Below are 16,946 nucleotides of genomic sequence, written 5' to 3'. Positions count from 1 at the left end.
TCGGATTGCCGGGTATATAAGCTGTTAACAGTATTTTAAATTTTTAAGGCTATCCTTGCACATCAATCCGCCATACCGACAGTGTCGCCCTGATCTCTGGCGAACATCAAAAATGGCAAGGAAAGGATGAGTAAGGCAATGAATGTAGCATCGCCCTCAAAACCGGAGGTAACGGTTTCGGTACCAAAATCGGACGCGATGCCGGTAAATGGCAACGCACGCCCAATGTCCGCAGGCGGCTTATCCAGCATTCCGGGACGTACAGTCGAGATTCTCGATCCGGTGAAACGGGCGGAGCAGGCAATCGGTCCATTTTTCGAAGACCCTAAATTCCCCTCTGGCAAGTTCTCGATTGATCAGGACAGCGACAGTGGCCGATATGTCTATCGACTTATCAACCGCGAAACGAAGGAAGTCTTGAAACAGTTTCCGGGAGATTATGTCCTGCGCCGTGTCGCCTATTATCGTGAACTGCAGGGGCTTGTGGTCAACGCCCAAGTCTGACGCGCGCCCTCGATTTCTTTTACGTCTCTTCTCATACCATTTGATTGATCGCAATCGCGCCGTTAATGGTGCGGGCGTTTTTGCTGGCTAACGGCGAGGACAGGGCCGCGGACGCCGTATAACCGCTCGGCGGTGTTTTCTTTTTGGCAACCTCTTCCGCGACCGACTTTACCAGACCCTCCGTGACCGTCTTGACGGTCGAGAGTTTCCTGAAATGCGCGTCAAGAATGGCGTAAAACTTCTCACTGATATCCTTCAGATTCTCGATATCGACCGCGGGAAAGGTTTTGTAGGTTACCGGATCATTCTTTATGAGCGTCATTTGCTGGTTATAAATTGCCACCAAACGGGACTTCTCCGCGAGGTTCGCTGAAAATTCCTGCGTCTTGCTCTGGGTGAGCAGACTATTTTCCGCCTCAAGTATATCGGATAGCCGAGTAATGACCTGGACCAGCTCGCTTGGTGGTATTAACAGCGCCTTCGTCGGAGTTGGATTACTACTCATTGCTCACCTCCTGCATTTTCAGCATTTCCCGGTACACGGCATCGGCTATGCCAATGGAGTTATGCTGGCTCATGGTTTTCGAGTATTCGTCATTCAGCATCGAACGGAACATCTTCTCGGATTCGCCGCCACCGAAGGTTTTGTCGGTCGCAAGGCCAGACGACATGGAATTCAGCACCTGGCTCAGGAAGAAGGCTTCAAACTGAGCCGCCGTTTCCTTCATCTGGTCGGGTGATTGCGTCCCGGATTTTTGCGCCTGGAATTGCGGGTTTATCCCTTGTATTTCAGTCATTACATTAACTCTATTTCTGCTTGCAAGGCACCTGCGGCCTTAATCGCCTGAAGAATTGAGATCATGTCTCTGGGGCCGATACCGAGGGCGTTTAGGCCGTCAACTAGATCCTGAAGGCGAACTCCCTTGTTAAGGATCGCAAGCTTCTTGTCGCTGTCATCGGACACCTGTACATCAGTCCGTGGCACAACGACGGTTTGACCGGTATCGGAAAACGGTGCGGGTTGCGAGACTTGCGGTGTTTCAGTGATGCGAACGGTCAGGTTGCCCTGGGCGATGGCAACCGTATCGACCTTGACCTCGCTGCCAATGACGATAATGCCGGATTGTTCGTCAATAATGACACGGGCAATCTGGTCCGGATCGACCATAAGCTGTTCGATATCGGCGAGCAGCTCAACCATATTCTCCCGGTTGCTGCCTTCAAGGTTGAGTACAACAGTCGAGGGGTCCGTCGGTTCGGCGATATCCTTGCCAATGTATTTATTGACCGCCTGCGCGATGCGACGGGAGGTTGTGATGTCTGGATTACGCAGCGAGATTCGCAGGCTCGTCAGACTGGCAAGATCGTAGCCAAGCTCGCGCTCGACGATGGCGCCGCCGACAATGCGGGCTGTCGTCGGCACGCCGTTCGTCACCGAGGCTGCCGCGCCGCCGGCCGTATAACCAGCAACCGTGAGGGTGCCTTGCGCCACCGCGTAAACCTCGCCGTCCGCCGCCAATAACGGTGTCACGACTAGCGTTCCGCCAGTCAGGTCTGTAGCATCGCCAAGCGAGCTGACGACAATATCGATCTTAGTGCCCTGGCGTTGAAACGGGGGCAGGGTGGATGTTACAATCACGGCGGCGGTGTTTTTCGTCTTGAGTGTTTCTCCGCTCGTGTTGACGCCGAGGCGTTCCAGCATGGATTCGAGGCTCTGCTCGGTGAACGGGGAATTGGAGAGCGAGTCGCCCGTCCCGTTCAGGCCCACCACGAGGCCGTATCCGACCAGAATATTATCCCGGATCCCTTCGAACTCGGCGATGTCCTTCACCCGAGATGTCGCCTGGGCGACGCTGATCGATCCCAGCAATAGGGTCAATGTCAGGACGAGGGCGGCGAAAAAATGCCCTGCAGGTGTCAATTGCGGCTTAATTTGCGGGACTGATTTCAAAGTCATGCGTCGGTTCCGTCTCAAGATATCGAGTTATTTATATATTCTACTCATTCAGAAGCGAAAACTGTGCCAAGTTTCAAATAGAATAACTGATTGAAATGTAATGGATAAATCGAATATGCCGGGATATATTTCAACAACCGGGCAATATGTTCCCCTTGACCGGGAAAGAATGACCTTTAAAAGGGGGAGTAGGCAAATCAGACGCCATTAGGTAACTGTCAGAAGGCGTATCATGAAAGTGGGCGGATCCGGCCGGGCCAGTCCGGCATCGGGAACGAAAGGAAAAAAAGCATCGTCGAAGTCGGGCGAGAGATTTTCCGTCTCCGACGAAACGGTGGACTCTGTCGCAGCGGGAAATGTTGCTTCCGGCTCGCCGATAAGTTCGATCGATGCCTTGATGGCATTGCAGGGCGTGGATGACGAGAGCGGGGGAAATAAAAAGGCGCTGACGAAGGGCCAGGACCTACTCGAAAAGCTGGACGCGATCCGGCACGGATTGCTGACCGGGGATCTGTCCGCGCGCAAGCTGTTGCAATTGCAGGAAACGCTGGCGGCCTATAAAATCAGCGGCGCGGACCCGAAACTGGCTGAGATCGTCAGGGATATCGAGGTAAGGGCGGCTGTCGAACTGGCAAAATACGGATATTGAAATCCTGTCACGCGCCTATTGTCATTTAGATTTTACGTGAATCCTATAAATATTCAACATTGGCCCAATAGATTGTTGCAAATGGCCGTCCGATCTTATAGTTATTGCCGTTGATTTTTGGGTATGGTTGGGTTTACGCACGGGAGTTGCTTAAATGAACGTTCAAATTCCTGAAGAGTACAGGCCGTCCGAGGACGAGCCCTTTATGAATTCACGACAGCGAGAATATTTCAAGGCGAAGCTTCTGAAATGGCGCAACGAGATACTTCAGGACGCCAGCCAGACGATCGCGAACCTGCAGGTTGAAACTGTGAAGGAGCCGGATATTGCCGACCGGGCCTCAACAGAATCGGAACGGGCACTCGAACTCCGAACCCGCGACCGGCAGCGCAAGCTGATCGGCAAGATAGACGCGGCGTTGCGGCGGATTAACGACGGCGAATACGGATATTGTGATGAAACGGGAGAGCCGATTTCGCTAAAACGGCTGGAAGCCCGTCCGGTTGCCACGTTAAGTCTTGAAGCGCAGGAACGTCATGAACGGCGGGAAAAGATTTATCGCGACGATTGATCTGGGAACGGATGGATTAAAAACGTAAAAAGCCGGCCCTTTGGGGACCGGCTTTTTTTGGTGCTTCTACTTCTGTGATTAGAAGGGGAAGATAATGTCGAACAGCTGCTGACCATAGCGGCCCTGCTGGACGTCTGTCAGGTGACCCCGGCCGCCATAGGCGATGCGGGCTTCGGCGATTTTGGAGGATTCGACCGTATTCGAGGACGTGATATCCTCAGGCCGGACAACACCAGTCACCGACAGGTCGCGGCTTTCAAAATTCACCCGGACTTCCTGCCGGCCGACAATAACCAGGTTTCCGTTAGGCAAGATCTGCGTGACAATGGCGGCAATCTCGACATTGATTGTCTCGTTGCGATTGACGGCCCCGGACCCGCTGACACTGTGGTCGCTGCCAAGATCAACAAGGGCGGAGGCATCAGTACCTTCGGGCAGGACTTTGGTGACCTGCGATTCAAGTCCCAACAGACCGACAAACCCTGCCGACTCGGACGACGCCCGGGTGGTATCCGTTGAATTGTTCAGGGTCGCCTTGTCAGCGATTTCCACCTGTACGGTCAGAATATCGCCAACCTGGTTAGCTCTCTGGTCCTTGAAGAAGGCCTTTGAGCCGGGCCGCCACAGCGAATTTGCCTGCTGCAAGACGGGCTCCGGACGCGGCATCGGCATCGACACGGGCTGATAGCCTTTTTGTGTTACCGGGTTTTCTATGCTCGACAATGGTGGCTCGCTCCCGACATTTGCGAGCCGGTTAAAGAAATTGCATCCCGACAGCCAAACGCTAAGACTGACAATGAGGCCAACGCGGAAAAGAATTTTTGCTGAAATGGTCATTTTATGATCCTTAGCGGTGTTTATTCGGCCGAAGCCAGCTGTGGCGGACGGGTGACAATGCGAACTTCCCGCGCACTGATCACCTGGGCCTGAATGACCTTGCGGCTGTTGATATTCTCGACGCGGATGATGTCATCCTCGCCGCCAGCCTCAAGCGTGCGCCCCGATACCGACAGATACATTCCGCTCTGTTGAAGGATAACGGCGACAAGCTTGCCTTTTTCGACCATGACAGGATCGCCGAGGTTATTCACATTGATGGCGACTCCGGAACGGACCGCCCGGCGCGGGCTTTTCCCGATCAACATCGCTTCGTCGGTAATGACGCTGCGGCCAATCTTGTTCGCGCGGGTGGCTTTATATTCAATATCATCGGCCCGTATTTCCTGCCCGGCGACTGTAAATCTTTTAAGGACGGGGACCATGATCTGCTTATAGACTGTGCCGCTAATCCGGAAACGCTGGGCGTTTTCCGCATGGGCGGGGGCCAGGATTTCTGCTGTGAATTGCCCGTTGTTTTTATTCACATATATATTTTCGACGGAAACGGTTGGTTCCTGATCAGCGCCAACCTTTATATTCAGGCTCTGTGTCGCCAACGCCATTTCGAAGGTATCCTCGTCCAGTTCATATTCCAGCGCTGCACGAATTTGATCGCTGATACTTTGCTGGGAGATTGATGTGCCGAGGCGGCGTACCTTGATCTGCCGGATGGGAGTTGTCGGGCGCCAGTCAAGCCCGTGCGAACGGGCAAACTTTGCTACCGACACTGCCTTGAAAACAATTGATTTCCCGGGCGCGGGGGCAGGGGATACAACCTGACCTGCCTTGTCCCCGGCGCCCAAGAAGATGTCGCCGAACGTGATCTGCTCGCCCTCAACGGCGATATTAGACCGCAGGGTGACGATCTCGTTGCCGAAGGCCAGTGAGGGCGCGACGCTTAACGTGATCAGGCTTAGGATGAGAGCAATGTATTTCATGGCGACCTCTTGGGCTTCAGTTCAGGATCAGCGGCCAAGCTGATTAGTAACCGACATCATTTCGTCGGCTGCGGTAATTGTTTTCGAGTTCATTTCATAGGCGCGCTGAGCGCTGATCAACTGGGTGATCTCCTGAACGGCATTGACGTTTGACGTTTCAAGATAGCCCTGGCGCAATGTGCCGAACCCGGTAGAGCCGGGAACGCCAATGGTTGGCGCACCGGAGGCGGTACTTTCCTTGTAGAGGCTGTCGCCGAGGGGTTGCAATCCGCCTTCGTTGAAGAAGATAGCAAGGTCAAGCTGCCCCACGGTTTGCAGATTGACCTGACCGTCGACCTGCACCTGAACTTCTCCGCTCGGGTTGATGGTCACGCTGGTCGCATCCTGCGGGATGGTGACACTGGGAATAACTGTAAAACCGTCCTGAGTGACGATTTCACCGGACGGGCTGAGCTGGAAAGATCCGGCGCGGCTATAGGCTTCCTCGCCACTTGGCATCAGGACGCGAAAATATCCCTCGCCCTGAATGGCCATATCATAGGTATTGCCCGTGGCATCGAGGGCGCCCTGGTCGGTGATACGGTAAACCGATGCTGTTTTTACACCAACACCGATCTGGATACCGGCGGGTACGATTGTTCCGGCATCGGACGAGGCGGCGCCGGCCCGTTCCATGTCCTGATATAGCAGGTCCTGAAACTCGGCGCGCTGGCGCTTGAATCCGGTGGTGGTCATATTGGCGATATTATTTGAAATAACATCCACGTTTAGCTGCTGGGCCAACATACCTGTGGCGGCAATACCGAGTGCTCGCATGTTTCTGTTCCTCTTCTTCGACTACTGTACGTTTGGCATTTGTTCGATGCTTTTGATTTGCAGTTCATGCTCGGCATCAAGCAGTTGCTGCGCCGATTGATAGGCTCGCATGATGTCAATCATTGACGTCATTTCGAGGATCGGCTGAACGTTTGATTTTTCGAGCGTGCGCTGCATGATGGTGGCACCAACGGCGGTCGTGGACGTGTTCCTGTCCGGGTCATAAAGACCATTACCCACCTGCCGGAGAATTTGAGGATTGTCAAACCTGACCAGCTCGATCTTCTGGGTTTGACCGGGCCCGGTGGTGACCGTACCGTCCGGGGCAATCGAGACTTCCTGAAATTGCAGATCGACCATGATTTCCCGCCCGGTTTCATCCAGCAACGGTTCGTGGTTGATGGTGACAATACGTCCATCCGGATCGAGGCGGAAGCTGCCGTTGCGGGTGTAGCGCGTCCCCTCATCCGCTTCGACGGTAAAATATCCTTCGCCGCTGATGGCGAGATCGAGCGGACGTCCGGTTCGTGTCATCTCGCCTTCACGCAAGTCGCGATAGCTGCCATAATCCTGAACAAATGAGACGGATTGGCTCTCCGGCTGGTTCATCAGATATTCCTCGAACAGCGGATGTTCGCTCTTGAAGGCTGTCGTATTGACGTTGGCAAGGTTATTCGCAGTAATATCCAGGCGCCGTTTCAGCGCCATTTGTTGCGATAACCCGATAAAAACTGTGTTTTCCATTTTTCTGCCCTTCTGGCACAAATTCACTGCCTCCTCTCATGCAGAGGCCATGCCAGAAAAAAATAGTATTAAAACAATGGCTTAACTGATGGCGTATTTTTGAAGCATGTTTTGAGGGGACAATTGAGGGCTAATTGGGAAAATTTTTCCTAGCTTGCTTCTGAACGAATTTAAGCGGTAGCGAATTTTGCCCGGATATTTTTTATCTTTTGGCGAAAGAACTTTCTGTTCTCAATCTCTTGTTAACCAACTTCTTCTAGTCTGTGGGCAATATGCAGACGATAAAATCGTCGGAAGGTGACAAAGCGCATGGTAGATGAAGTAGAAGAAGAGCAGGTTGAGCCCGAGCTTGACGAGGACGGACAACCGATCAAGAAAAAGAAAAAACTGAGCGGTAAGATCCTGGTCCTGTTCATTTTGCTGCCACTGCTTATTATTGGCGGCGGTGCCGGGGGCGCGTATTTCGCGGGCTTTTTTGACAGCGCTGGCCCGACCGACGAGGAGATTGCCGCGGAGGCGGCGGAAAAAAACAAGCAGATTGTCTTCTATGACTTGCCGGAAATTCTCGTCAACCTCAACTCCGGGGCGTCTTCAGGAAGCTTTCTCAAGCTTGGCGTCTCCCTTGAACTGGAAGATGAAGCCATTGTTCCTGATCTCGAACTGCTGCTCCCGAGAATTATGGATAATTTTCAGGTTTATCTGCGTGAACTGCGCAAAGAGGACTTAAACGGATCTGCCGGGATCTACCGGTTGAAGGAAGAACTGTTGATGCGTATTAACAGCTCGACCAGTCCGCTTAAAGTGAATGACGTTCTCTTCAAAGAAATGCTCGTACAGTAGGAATTCTGATGGCCGACCAAGACGAAGAAATGGATATGGCAGCGGCAATGGCTGCCGATGACGGTGGCGCAGACGGCGGCGGCGATGATATGGCGGCGGCGATGGAGGGGGCAGCCGGCACAGAAGATGCCGACGACAATCCACCCGCCATGGCCGGTCATTCAACCCGTGTTCTAAATCAGGATGAAATTGATAGCCTGCTTGGCTTTGACATGGACGCGGATGATGGTACCGAAAACTCCGGTATCAAGGCGATCATCAACTCGGCGCTGGTCAATTACGAACGCCTACCCATGCTGGCGGTCGTGTTCGACCGGCTGGTCCGGATGATGACGACATCGCTTCGTAATTTTACTTCTGACAATGTTGAGGTCAGCCTCGACACGATTACCTCCATCCGGTTTGGCGATTACCTCAACTCAATTCCGTTGCCCGCTATTCTCAGCGTTTTTCAGGCAGAGGAATGGGATAATTATGGGCTGATCATGGTTGAAAGCTCGCTGATTTACTCGATCGTCGATGTCCTGCTTGGCGGGAGACGGGGAACGGCAGCGATGCGGATTGAGGGTCGCCCCTACACCACGATTGAACGCAACCTTGTCGAGCGGATGGTATCGGTTGTCCTCAATGATATGACCGCGGCATTTGAACCCTTGAGCCCGGTCACCTTCCGTCACGACCGAATTGAGACAAACCCCCGCTTTGCGACCATCGCCCGTCCGGCCAACGCGGCAATCCTGATCAAGCTGAGGATTGACATGGAGGATCGTGGCGGCCGTCTTGAATTACTGTTGCCCTACGCGACGCTGGAACCGGTTCGGGAATTGTTGCTGCAAATGTTCATGGGCGAAAAATTTGGCCGCGACAGCATCTGGGAAAACCATTTGGCGACGGAACTTTGGTCGACCGAGGTCGATATTGAGGCCGTACTCGATGAAAAGGCCATGTCGCTCAACGATGTTTTAAAAATGGAGGTGGGCGACACGATCATGTTTAACGCCTCTCCGGACAGTCCGACGATACTTCGCTGTGGCGGCATTTCGATGGTTTCGGGAAAAATGGGCCGGTCAGGACAGAATATCGCCGTCAAGGTCGATAAAACACTCCGGACACTAGGGTAGGAACTATGATCGATAATATACCTTTTGATTTTGTAATGAACCTGTTCCTTGTCGGGCTGTTGCTGGCGACAATTGGTTACTGCGCCTTGTTGAACAAGCGCCTGAGTGCCATGCGCGATGCCCATGAGGAATTGCGGCATCTCTCGGAGGAGTTTGACAAGGCGATTGTCCGCTCCAAACTCGGGGTGGAGGAACTGAAAGGCGTTGCCGAAACCACGGGCCGGAAATTCCAGGAGGAAATTCATCAGGCGCGGGAGCTGGTTGAGGAGTTGCAGCTTATCAACGCATCCAGTACGCGCATCGCGGACCGGCTTCAGAAAAATGTCGAAACTTCGGCAAAGAAAGATTTTCCGGATGTTCATGAGGACGATCCGGTGGGCCTTTTTGAGGGCAATCAGGATGACGCGAAAGCCGCTGCACCGACGGCGCCGAAAAAATTTCGTACCGACGCCGAAAAAGAACTTTTCGACATGCTGACAAAGACGAGCTAGGACAAGGCACTCCACATGATGAAGCATATCCATATTCTCCCTGTTACCGTCGCGGTCCTTGTTCTGATTTTCGGGCTCAAGTTGAATGCCGTCTGGACAGAGGCGCAAGGCTTCCTCTTTGATGTCGCTGTTTCGGAAGTTCAGGCCAACGAGGCGAAATCCGAACCGGCGGCTGAACATGGTGCAAAATCGCCCGAGGAGCAAAACAGCGCGGTGTCCACGGAGAAGCCGATCGAGGCTGCTCCCATTATTGCCGGTGTTGCGACCGCAGGCAAGGAGTTCTCGACGAGTGAGGTCAAGGTGCTTGAGCGGCTTTCTGACCGGCGCGCCGAGCTAGATCGTCGCAACCAGGAGCTTGATATGCGGGATAACCTGCTGAAAGCCACCGAATCCCGGATAGATGAAAAAATAACTAAACTCAAAGAGATGGAAACAACTCTTAATGATCTACTTAAGCTGCATGATGATCAGGAAACGGCGCAACTCGATAGTCTTGTCAAAATCTATGAGAAGATGAAACCGAAAGATGCTGCACGTATATTCAATAACCTTGAAATGGACATCCTGATCGATGTTGCCAGCAAAATCAAAGAAGCGAAAATGGCCTCCATTCTCGCCGCCATGAATAGCCAGCAGGCGAATAAACTGACCGTTGAACTCGCCACACGGCGCTCTTTGCCCGAGGTTGACAATACCAAAAGCTGATGTCGGTTGGCGACCCCAGGTTTTTATCAATTGAATTCAGATATTTACCGCTGATTAACCATTAAGCGGTAAAATTTTCCCAAGTTAAAGGGCAATCGCTTCCGAATGCCGTAACGATGGGACAGGTGACATCGGTGAATAATATTGAGCCGACTAATTCTTGGGAGACAAGCATCATTGAGCCGATGCGGCAGCCCGCGCGTCGACGGGATGGAACACCAGTCATATTTGTCTCTCTTTACCTGCTGTTGCTCGCCTTTTTTATCTTTTTGCAATCGATATCAGTGCTGAAGGAAGAACGGGTTCGCGATGTTCTGGGAAGTGTCAATATCGCCTTTAAGGGGTTATCGACGGAAACGCCAACGGACGAGGAAAAAAAGCTTTCCGGCGAGGAACAGGGCACCCAGCAATTTCGCGCAAAACTTCGCAATGTCTTTGAAACCGCCGTGCCGTTGGTTGAATCCCCGATGACCGAAGGCGGTACAAGGTTACAATTTACGGTCTCGCTCGATCAGGTCTTCAAATATGAAACCGCGGAAATCTGGGAGTCTCAGGAAAGTTTTTTGAGCGAAGTCGCCGCCACCCTGATCGACCGCAATCTCAATACAGCAACCGATATTGAAATCCTGATCGGGACCGGCCCAGAATTGCCGGAGGGAGATATCGAGGATAATCTGGCGAGCCAACGGGTCGATAAACTCGCCGAGACTCTGTTGGCACGGGGGGTGCCGTCGCGAAATCTATCACTCGGGCTAACGGCCGGGGATGCTGGTCAGGTGAATTTCAGCTTTTTTGTCAGGCCGAACCTGAATTTTGAATTCCGGCCGGAGCCGGGCCAATGATGAGTTTCCTGCCCGACCACAACAGGGACGCGACCGGGTCCAGCACCATATGGATGACGTCGCTTGCGGATCTGCTGGCGCTTATGCTAGCCTTTTTCGTGCTGCTGTTCTCGATGAGTGAAATCAAGGTTGATCACTGGCAAACGGTAACGGAAACGCTTGGCAATAAGATAAGTGACACGAGTGAGCTTATTACAAAAACCGGCGCCGCCGATAAAAACATGTCGATGATTGCCGAGCCGAGAGCGATCGATCTTGCCTATCTTGAACATATTCTCAACGGGAAGCGGGCCCAGAGCCCGTTACTTGCGAATGTCGAGATTTTTAAATCGGGGAACCGGCTTGTGATTTCACTGGCGGGATCGGACTTTTTTGCACCCGGCACGGAAACTGAAAAACGCGAGATGGCGGAAGTCATTGACCTGCTCGGCAGCACGCTTCGCTATATCAATAACAGGATTGAGGTTTACGGCCATACGGACCCGGATCCAATTACTTCGCCGACCGCGAAATACAAGAATAACTGGTTGCTGTCGATGGCGCGCGCGCTATCGGTGGCAAATGAATTGAAGAGATCTGGGTATATCTACCCGATCCGGATTTATGGCATGGCGGATTCCCGGTTCGGTGAACTCGCGGGCATCATGGACAAGGATAAAAAATACCTGCTTGCACGACGGGTGGACATTGTTGTGCAGGCAGCGAAAGGTCGAGGACAATAAAATGAGACAGTATATGGGCAGAAATATAGTTCAGCTCGTTCTGCTGACGGCCGTGTTTTGCAGCTTTGCCTTTTCCGAGGCGGGGGCGGCGGGGAAGCTGAATATCACATCAGCGGATAAGGGGTCCGTTGGCCGGCTGGCTGTTGACTGGGGCACCGATCAGCCTTTCAGTACCGAGATTGAAGAGGGGTTTCTCTATATCCGCTTCACCGAGGTAATGGAAGACGCCGATTTCACCTCTGCCGCCAAAACACTGGAGGCCTATATCGGCCCCGGCGAAATTCTTGAGGGACGACAGTCCGTCCGGTTTCCGATGAAGGGTGATTTCAGCCTGTCATCGCGACAGGAAGGCACAAAAATAATTGTCGAACTCACCAAACCGGCTGCGGGGACGACAAACGCCGTGGTCAAACTTCGCAGCGGTGAGCATGGCGACTTTAGCCGCCTGGTCTTTGACTGGCCGGAAAAAGCCGTTGGGCATTCAAGCGTAATGTCGGGTAATAACCTGGTGATTACCTTTGATAAAGCCGCGAAAATTGATCTTGGCGGAATAAATGAGGCTCCTCCGAAGCAGGTCGAGCATATAGCGGACGAGGCTCGCGACGGCAAAACAGTTGTCACCATCGCCCTCGCGCCGGGAAGCGACAGCAGCAGTTTCATAAATGAAAAAAGTATTGTCTATGATATCCGGGCCGGAAAACCAGTACCTCAGCTGGCAAAAAAGCCAGTCCTGGAACCTGCAAAACCTAACCCTGTAGAGGCGAAAGCCGTTGAGTCGCCAGTAATGGCCACCAAGGTTGAGACACCGGTAAGCAAAGTTGAAAAGGTCGAAAAGGGTGCAGAAGCGCCGCTGAAACCGGCGGCGGCATCTGTTCCCGATCAGAAGGCCAGGCCCGCCACCGAACCGCTCCCGCATAAAGCGGTGGCTGACCCAGTTCCCTCTCCTAAGAGCGCAGAGCTGGCTGAAGAATTACCCATAGTTAGTGACATAAAAGAGACCGTAGCCACGATCAAGTCGCCGTTGGCACGGGATGAAACCGGGGCGCACGGATTTGCCTTAGTGGCGCCGTCATCGACCTCGGCGGTCGCCGCCATAGGACCAACAATCATTTTGGATCCGGAAGCGGCAGGCGAAGAGAACAGCACGGCAGAGGCGGAGACCGCCGCATTACCGCCAGTTCAGGAGATGGATAAGCACGGGGAAACCATTGATACTCTCGCTGAAAGCGCTGAACCCGTCGCGGTACAGCCCGCCCCGGAAAACAGGCTGGCCATCGAGATTGCCAATTTAAAAGACGGATTTCGCTTGATTTTCCCCTGGCACAAACCGGCAGCCATGGCGATGTTTGAAGAAGACGGTGCCTATTGGGTGGTTTTCGATCAGCCTGCCGTTGCCGATTTTTCAAACCTCACCGGTCCCTACAAATTTCTGGTTTCCAGCGCGTCACAGCAGGACAATGACAGCGGCACTCTTCTCCGGTTCAATTTTCGTGAGGGATATATTCCGAAAGTAAACAAGGTAAAAAATGAGTGGCATATTGATTTCCAGATCGGAACTACGCCGGTTCTTGAAAATGCTATTACAGTGCAGTCACAGACAGTGTCGTCGTCCGGTTTACGACTTTATATTCCAGCGGTGAACAACGGCCATGAAATCAGGTTCACGGATCACAAAGCTGGCGAGGAGCTCGTGGTCATGCCACTCAACGTCTCCGGCTGGGGGCTGAAATCACCCAAGTTCTATAACGGGATATCACTTCTCGCATCGGTTCAGGGGATTGCCCTGAAAACGAAGGATGCGACACTTCAGATCGACCGCGAGCAGAATGGCGTGTCTGTCGTTGCCATTTCCACGCAGTTTATGCCGGATGTTGCGAAGAAGAAAGACGTTCCCAAGATGGACGGTGAGGGGCTTCACCAGACCCCCGATTTCAAGACAGCACATTTCGTGAAACTCGGCGAGTGGCGACAGGTTTCGCCGGTTCTTTTTACAAAGCGCAAGCATGAATTGCAGCAGCGCGTGTTTGCGGCCCCACCGCAGGAGAAACGGGCAGCCCTGATGACCCTCGCGAAATTTTTTGTCGGGCACAGGTTTTTTGCCGATGCGACGGGTGTCCTCGGTCAGATCCATGCGCGCTACCCGGATTTTGAAAAAGATCGTGAATATCGCCTGTTGATGGGCCTTGCCGGGCTTGGACTTCATCATCTGGATAAAGCAGGGTCGTATTTAAATGACGCAGATTTTGATGGCGATATCGAGGTTGCCCCATGGCGCGGCGCCGTTGCCGCTGCGAGCGGAGATTGGGTCAAGGCGGCGCAGGAACTGAATTTCTCGGCACCGGCATTTGCGGTCTATCCGGAGGAGACAAAAACCCGGTTCGAGCTGTTGCGGGCGCAGGCGGCGCTCAAAAATATTGATGTTAATCTGGCAAAATCGCTGCTGGCGGAAATCAAGGCGCCAACCCCGAGTGAACAGGCATCGCAAAAAGCGTATCTGGAGGGCATTCTCGATTTCCAGTTAAGCGACTTTCCCGCGGCTACCGCCAAATTTTCCGAGGTGATCAAATCGGGCGATCGACCGGTTGCCGAACGGGCGCGGTTCCAGAAGATCAACGTCGATCTTATCAGTAAGGGGATCACGCCGGAAGAGGCCATAGAGGAGCTGGAAAAGCTGGATTTCGGCTGGCGCGGCGATGATCTTGAGGTTGATATCCAAAAGCGTCTTGGCGATCTGTATGTGGCGACGGGGCAGATTGGAAATGGCATTGAATCCTACAAGCGGATTGTTACCCATTTTCCAGCCTCGTCCTACTCGCGCGACCTTGGCAAGAAAATGAATGATCTGTTTGCCGAGTTGTTCCTTGAGGGTGGGGCAGACAAGCTGCCGCCGATCAAGGCACTTGCACTGTACTATCAGTATCGGGAATTGACACCAGTGGGCGACAAGGGGGATAAAATGATCCGCAATCTCGCAGATCGGCTCGCCCGTGTTGACCTGCTGGAACAATCTGCGCAGCTACTGGAACATCAGGTCAATTTCCGTCTTAAGGGACTGGAACGGACAAACGCTGGCACCAAGCTTGCGGTTATTCAGCTGTGGAATAATAAGCCTGAGGAGAGCCTGAAAGTTCTTTATAAGACAAAATGGCGCCACCTGCCGCCGGAGGCCCGTCGCGAACGGCTGCATATTGAAACCCGGGCACAGGCTGACCTGCAACATTATAAGGAGGCTCTCAACCTGATCGCCGACGATACTAGTTCCGAGGCCGATGTATTGCGGGCGGAAATTTACTGGAAATCAAAAAACTGGCCACAGGCAATTCCGGCCATAGAACACCTGATCGGCAACGGCCGTAGCACCGTCGCGGAGGACCTCGACCGGCTTGACCGCCAGCGGATCATGCAACTGGCCGTGGCCCGCAATCTTGCCAATGATAAAAATGGTATCCGGAAAATGCGGAACATTTATCGCGGTAAAATGGTGGGGACGGCGGATCTTGCCGCCTTTGACCTGATCACAGAGGATAATGATCCGTCAGCAGCCGAGTTTCGCAAGCGGGCCACGATTATCGCCGAAGTAAGTCAGCTGGAATCCTTTATGGCGGGATATCGCGAGAAGCTTGAAAACGGGCAATTCTGGGCGAGCTACTAAATCTCGCCGCCAAGGATCCGGCTGTAGAGAACCGGGTCCACATTTCCGCCGGAGGCGACCGCCACGACCGTTTTCCCGGCAATGTCGAGCTTTTGGCTCAGAAGCGCGGCCAATGCCACTGCGCCGCCGGGCTCAATCACACATTTGAAATAGTCAAAGGCGGTGCGCATGGCGCTGGCCGTTTCGGCATCTGTCACCGCCAGTCCGGCGGTGAGCGTGACTTTATTGACCTCAAACGTAATTTCCCCCGGCATCGGCGTGACAATGGCATCGCAGATGCTGCGGTGGTTGCCTTCGTTAGGGAGGCGCTTTCCAGTTGCAAGCGACATCCGGGTATCGTCAAAAAACTCGGGCTCCGCCGAATAGAGTTTTGTTTTCGGGCTAAGCTCCCGCATCGCCAGCGAGGTTCCGGCGATCAGGCCACCACCGCCCGCCGGGCAGACGCAGATATGTGCCGCGGCCTGTATTTCCTTTAACTGTTCGGCAATCTCGATGCCTGTTGTTCCCTGACCGGAAATGACGAAATAATTATCGTAGGGTTTTACCAGCGTCAGGTTGCCCTCCGCTGCGATCCGGGCGCCGATCTCTTCGCGTGTTTCCGTGTAGCGGTCATAGGTAATCACTTGGGCACCATAGGCCCGCGTATTCGTCCTCTTGATTTCCGGCGCATCCTCGGGCATGAGGATTGTCGCCGGGATGCCCAGCATTTTTGCCGACAGCGCGATGCCTTGCGCGTGATTGCCGCTGGAATAAGCAAACACACCGTTCTTTTTCTGAGCGGCGGACAGCCGGCTCAGGGTATTATAGGCGCCCCGAAACTTGAATGATCCGGTATGTTGAAGGGTTTCGCATTTCAGGAACAGGCGGGCCCCCAGCTTTTCATTCAGTGCCATCGACTCCAGCAATGGCGTGCGAACAACAATGCCCTTGAGGTTATCGGCGGCGTCGCGAACGGACTGATAAGACGGCGTCGCGTCAAATTCGAGCAATGAACTGATCCATTTTTTCCAGAACTTCAGGCTCGTTGAGCAGCGGTACATGACCACGGTTTTCAAGGACCAGGGTCTCCATGGTGGGATTTTCCGCCTTCATCCGCTCAAACACTTCGGCGCTCAGCACATCCGACAGGCCCCCGCGAATGGCAAGCGTCGGAATGTCGTTGAGCTTGGCAAAAAACGGCCACAGGTCGACTGGTTCGGAGGTATTGAGCTGTTCGGCGAGGGCCTTGGCGATATTGAGGTCGTAATTCAGCTTGTAATTGCCCGCCTCGGCATCGAATTTGAAGTTATTCGCCGTTTGCTGCATCCAGTCCTCTTCGGATAAATCCGGGTAGGCGGTGGAGGCGGCTTTCTGGGCCACAACCGCATCTTCGAGGCTATTAAAGCGGACGTCCTTGCCGATGTACTCGAGAATTCGCGCGCCGCCGGATGCGGCAATTTCCGGCCCGACATCATTGAGGACGGCCCCGGCAATAAAGTCTTTCGCAAAGCCCGCCAGCGCCATGGTCAGCAATCC

The 16,946-nt window shown here is 53.5% G+C and carries 19 protein-coding genes; 10 read left to right on the top strand and 9 right to left on the bottom strand.

Features of this window, described 5'->3' with window-relative positions; translation table 11 throughout:
• Positions 1 to 138: 138 nt before the first annotated feature.
• Positions 139 to 504 carry a flagellar protein FlaG gene (locus ACESNI_RS10875; protein WP_373086662.1) on the top strand — a complete coding sequence of 122 codons (366 nt, stop codon included), beginning with the start codon at positions 139 to 141 and terminating at the stop codon, positions 502 to 504.
• Positions 505 to 535: 31 nt separating this feature from the next.
• Here ACESNI_RS10875 and ACESNI_RS10870 read toward each other — a convergent pair whose 3' ends face one another.
• Genes ACESNI_RS10870 through ACESNI_RS10860 form a run of 3 tightly spaced genes read right to left on the bottom strand, consistent with a single transcriptional unit; the run spans position 536 to position 2,461 of the window.
• Positions 536 to 1,009: a hypothetical protein gene (locus tag ACESNI_RS10870; RefSeq protein WP_373086661.1), complete on the bottom strand. Its 474-nt coding sequence runs from the start codon at positions 1,007 to 1,009 to the stop codon at positions 536 to 538.
• Positions 1,002 to 1,301 (bottom strand): rod-binding protein, encoded by a 300-nt coding sequence (locus tag ACESNI_RS10865; protein ID WP_373086660.1) that lies wholly within the window; start codon positions 1,299 to 1,301, stop codon positions 1,002 to 1,004. Before ACESNI_RS10865 ends, ACESNI_RS10870 begins: the two co-directional genes overlap by 8 nt.
• On the bottom strand, positions 1,301 to 2,461 hold the full coding sequence (locus tag ACESNI_RS10860) for a flagellar basal body P-ring protein FlgI (RefSeq protein ID WP_373086659.1): 1,161 nt from the start codon (positions 2,459 to 2,461) through the stop codon (positions 1,301 to 1,303). Before ACESNI_RS10860 ends, ACESNI_RS10865 begins: the two co-directional genes overlap by 1 nt.
• A gap of 232 nt (positions 2,462 to 2,693) precedes the next feature.
• Between ACESNI_RS10860 and ACESNI_RS10855 the strand changes: the two genes are divergently transcribed.
• Both ACESNI_RS10855 and dksA read left to right on the top strand, forming a co-directional pair.
• Complete coding sequence (locus tag ACESNI_RS10855) at positions 2,694 to 3,110, top strand: flagellar assembly protein FliX (RefSeq protein ID WP_373086658.1); 417 nt, start codon at positions 2,694 to 2,696, stop codon at positions 3,108 to 3,110.
• A gap of 154 nt (positions 3,111 to 3,264) precedes the next feature.
• On the top strand, positions 3,265 to 3,681 hold the full coding sequence (dksA, locus tag ACESNI_RS10850) for an RNA polymerase-binding protein DksA (protein ID WP_373086657.1): 417 nt from the start codon (positions 3,265 to 3,267) through the stop codon (positions 3,679 to 3,681).
• Positions 3,682 to 3,759: 78 nt separating this feature from the next.
• On the opposite strand, the gene flgH is transcribed toward dksA, so the two are convergent.
• Genes flgH through flgF form a run of 4 tightly spaced genes read right to left on the bottom strand, consistent with a single transcriptional unit; the run spans position 3,760 to position 7,058 of the window.
• On the bottom strand, positions 3,760 to 4,518 hold the full coding sequence (gene flgH / locus ACESNI_RS10845; protein ID WP_373086656.1) for a flagellar basal body L-ring protein FlgH: 759 nt from the start codon (positions 4,516 to 4,518) through the stop codon (positions 3,760 to 3,762).
• A 20-nt stretch (positions 4,519 to 4,538) separates the two neighbouring features.
• Complete coding sequence (gene flgA / locus ACESNI_RS10840) at positions 4,539 to 5,498, bottom strand: flagellar basal body P-ring formation chaperone FlgA (protein ID WP_373086655.1); 960 nt, start codon at positions 5,496 to 5,498, stop codon at positions 4,539 to 4,541.
• 27 nt (positions 5,499 to 5,525) lie between these two features.
• The gene (gene flgG / locus ACESNI_RS10835) at positions 5,526 to 6,314 is read right to left on the bottom strand and encodes a flagellar basal-body rod protein FlgG (protein WP_373086654.1); all 789 of its coding nucleotides are present in this window, start codon (positions 6,312 to 6,314) and stop codon (positions 5,526 to 5,528) included.
• A gap of 21 nt (positions 6,315 to 6,335) precedes the next feature.
• On the bottom strand, positions 6,336 to 7,058 hold the full coding sequence (gene flgF / locus ACESNI_RS10830) for a flagellar basal-body rod protein FlgF (protein WP_373086653.1): 723 nt from the start codon (positions 7,056 to 7,058) through the stop codon (positions 6,336 to 6,338).
• A 309-nt stretch (positions 7,059 to 7,367) separates the two neighbouring features.
• On the opposite strand from flgF, the gene ACESNI_RS10825 reads away from it, so the two are divergent.
• From ACESNI_RS10825 to ACESNI_RS10795, 7 genes are all read left to right on the top strand, one after another.
• On the top strand, positions 7,368 to 7,898 hold the full coding sequence (locus ACESNI_RS10825; RefSeq protein WP_373086652.1) for a flagellar basal body-associated FliL family protein: 531 nt from the start codon (positions 7,368 to 7,370) through the stop codon (positions 7,896 to 7,898).
• Between the two features lie 8 nt (positions 7,899 to 7,906).
• The gene (fliM, locus tag ACESNI_RS10820; protein ID WP_373086651.1) at positions 7,907 to 9,019 is read left to right on the top strand and encodes a flagellar motor switch protein FliM; all 1,113 of its coding nucleotides are present in this window, start codon (positions 7,907 to 7,909) and stop codon (positions 9,017 to 9,019) included.
• Between the two features lie 5 nt (positions 9,020 to 9,024).
• Positions 9,025 to 9,510, top strand: a complete 486-nt coding sequence (locus ACESNI_RS10815) for a DUF6468 domain-containing protein (RefSeq protein ID WP_373086650.1) — start codon at positions 9,025 to 9,027, stop codon at positions 9,508 to 9,510.
• A gap of 15 nt (positions 9,511 to 9,525) precedes the next feature.
• Positions 9,526 to 10,215 (top strand): MotE family protein, encoded by a 690-nt coding sequence (locus ACESNI_RS10810; RefSeq protein ID WP_373086649.1) that lies wholly within the window; start codon positions 9,526 to 9,528, stop codon positions 10,213 to 10,215.
• A gap of 134 nt (positions 10,216 to 10,349) precedes the next feature.
• Positions 10,350 to 11,057 carry a hypothetical protein gene (locus ACESNI_RS10805; protein ID WP_373086648.1) on the top strand — a complete coding sequence of 236 codons (708 nt, stop codon included), beginning with the start codon at positions 10,350 to 10,352 and terminating at the stop codon, positions 11,055 to 11,057.
• Entirely contained in the window at positions 11,054 to 11,779 is a 726-nt protein-coding gene (locus ACESNI_RS10800; RefSeq protein WP_373086647.1) for a flagellar motor protein MotB, read from the top strand. The genes ACESNI_RS10805 and ACESNI_RS10800 overlap by 4 nt, the downstream gene beginning before the upstream one ends.
• Before the next feature lie 13 nt (positions 11,780 to 11,792).
• Positions 11,793 to 15,431 carry a hypothetical protein gene (locus ACESNI_RS10795; RefSeq protein ID WP_373086646.1) on the top strand — a complete coding sequence of 1,213 codons (3,639 nt, stop codon included), beginning with the start codon at positions 11,793 to 11,795 and terminating at the stop codon, positions 15,429 to 15,431.
• Here ACESNI_RS10795 and ACESNI_RS10790 read toward each other — a convergent pair.
• Positions 15,428 to 16,477 (bottom strand): threonine/serine dehydratase, encoded by a 1,050-nt coding sequence (locus ACESNI_RS10790; RefSeq protein ID WP_373086664.1) that lies wholly within the window; start codon positions 16,475 to 16,477, stop codon positions 15,428 to 15,430. The genes ACESNI_RS10795 and ACESNI_RS10790 overlap by 4 nt on opposite strands.
• The coding region (locus tag ACESNI_RS10785; RefSeq protein ID WP_373086645.1) for an alpha/beta fold hydrolase at positions 16,407 to 16,946 on the bottom strand (540 nt) is incomplete at its 5' end. The genes ACESNI_RS10785 and ACESNI_RS10790, both read right to left, overlap by 71 nt.

The sequence above is a fragment of the Sneathiella sp. genome (genome assembly GCF_041689005.1).
GTDB lineage: Bacteria > Pseudomonadota > Alphaproteobacteria > Sneathiellales > Sneathiellaceae > Sneathiella.
This window is presented reverse-complemented; position numbering and strand designations above follow the sequence as displayed.

Coding starts and splice junctions, on each gene's coding strand:
- ACESNI_RS10875 (WP_373086662.1), top strand. CDS start 139: ATGAATGTAGCATCGCCCTCAAAACCGGAGGTAACGGTTTCGGTACCA.
- ACESNI_RS10870 (WP_373086661.1), bottom strand. CDS start 1,009: ATGAGTAGTAATCCAACTCCGACGAAGGCGCTGTTAATACCACCAAGC.
- ACESNI_RS10865 (WP_373086660.1), bottom strand. CDS start 1,301: ATGACTGAAATACAAGGGATAAACCCGCAATTCCAGGCGCAAAAATCC.
- ACESNI_RS10860 (WP_373086659.1), bottom strand. CDS start 2,461: ATGACTTTGAAATCAGTCCCGCAAATTAAGCCGCAATTGACACCTGCA.
- ACESNI_RS10855 (WP_373086658.1), top strand. CDS start 2,694: ATGAAAGTGGGCGGATCCGGCCGGGCCAGTCCGGCATCGGGAACGAAA.
- dksA (WP_373086657.1), top strand. CDS start 3,265: ATGAACGTTCAAATTCCTGAAGAGTACAGGCCGTCCGAGGACGAGCCC.
- flgH (WP_373086656.1), bottom strand. CDS start 4,518: ATGACCATTTCAGCAAAAATTCTTTTCCGCGTTGGCCTCATTGTCAGT.
- flgA (WP_373086655.1), bottom strand. CDS start 5,498: ATGAAATACATTGCTCTCATCCTAAGCCTGATCACGTTAAGCGTCGCG.
- flgG (WP_373086654.1), bottom strand. CDS start 6,314: ATGCGAGCACTCGGTATTGCCGCCACAGGTATGTTGGCCCAGCAGCTA.
- flgF (WP_373086653.1), bottom strand. CDS start 7,058: ATGGAAAACACAGTTTTTATCGGGTTATCGCAACAAATGGCGCTGAAA.
- ACESNI_RS10825 (WP_373086652.1), top strand. CDS start 7,368: ATGGTAGATGAAGTAGAAGAAGAGCAGGTTGAGCCCGAGCTTGACGAG.
- fliM (WP_373086651.1), top strand. CDS start 7,907: ATGGCCGACCAAGACGAAGAAATGGATATGGCAGCGGCAATGGCTGCC.
- ACESNI_RS10815 (WP_373086650.1), top strand. CDS start 9,025: ATGATCGATAATATACCTTTTGATTTTGTAATGAACCTGTTCCTTGTC.
- ACESNI_RS10810 (WP_373086649.1), top strand. CDS start 9,526: ATGATGAAGCATATCCATATTCTCCCTGTTACCGTCGCGGTCCTTGTT.
- ACESNI_RS10800 (WP_373086647.1), top strand. CDS start 11,054: ATGATGAGTTTCCTGCCCGACCACAACAGGGACGCGACCGGGTCCAGC.
- ACESNI_RS10795 (WP_373086646.1), top strand. CDS start 11,793: ATGGGCAGAAATATAGTTCAGCTCGTTCTGCTGACGGCCGTGTTTTGC.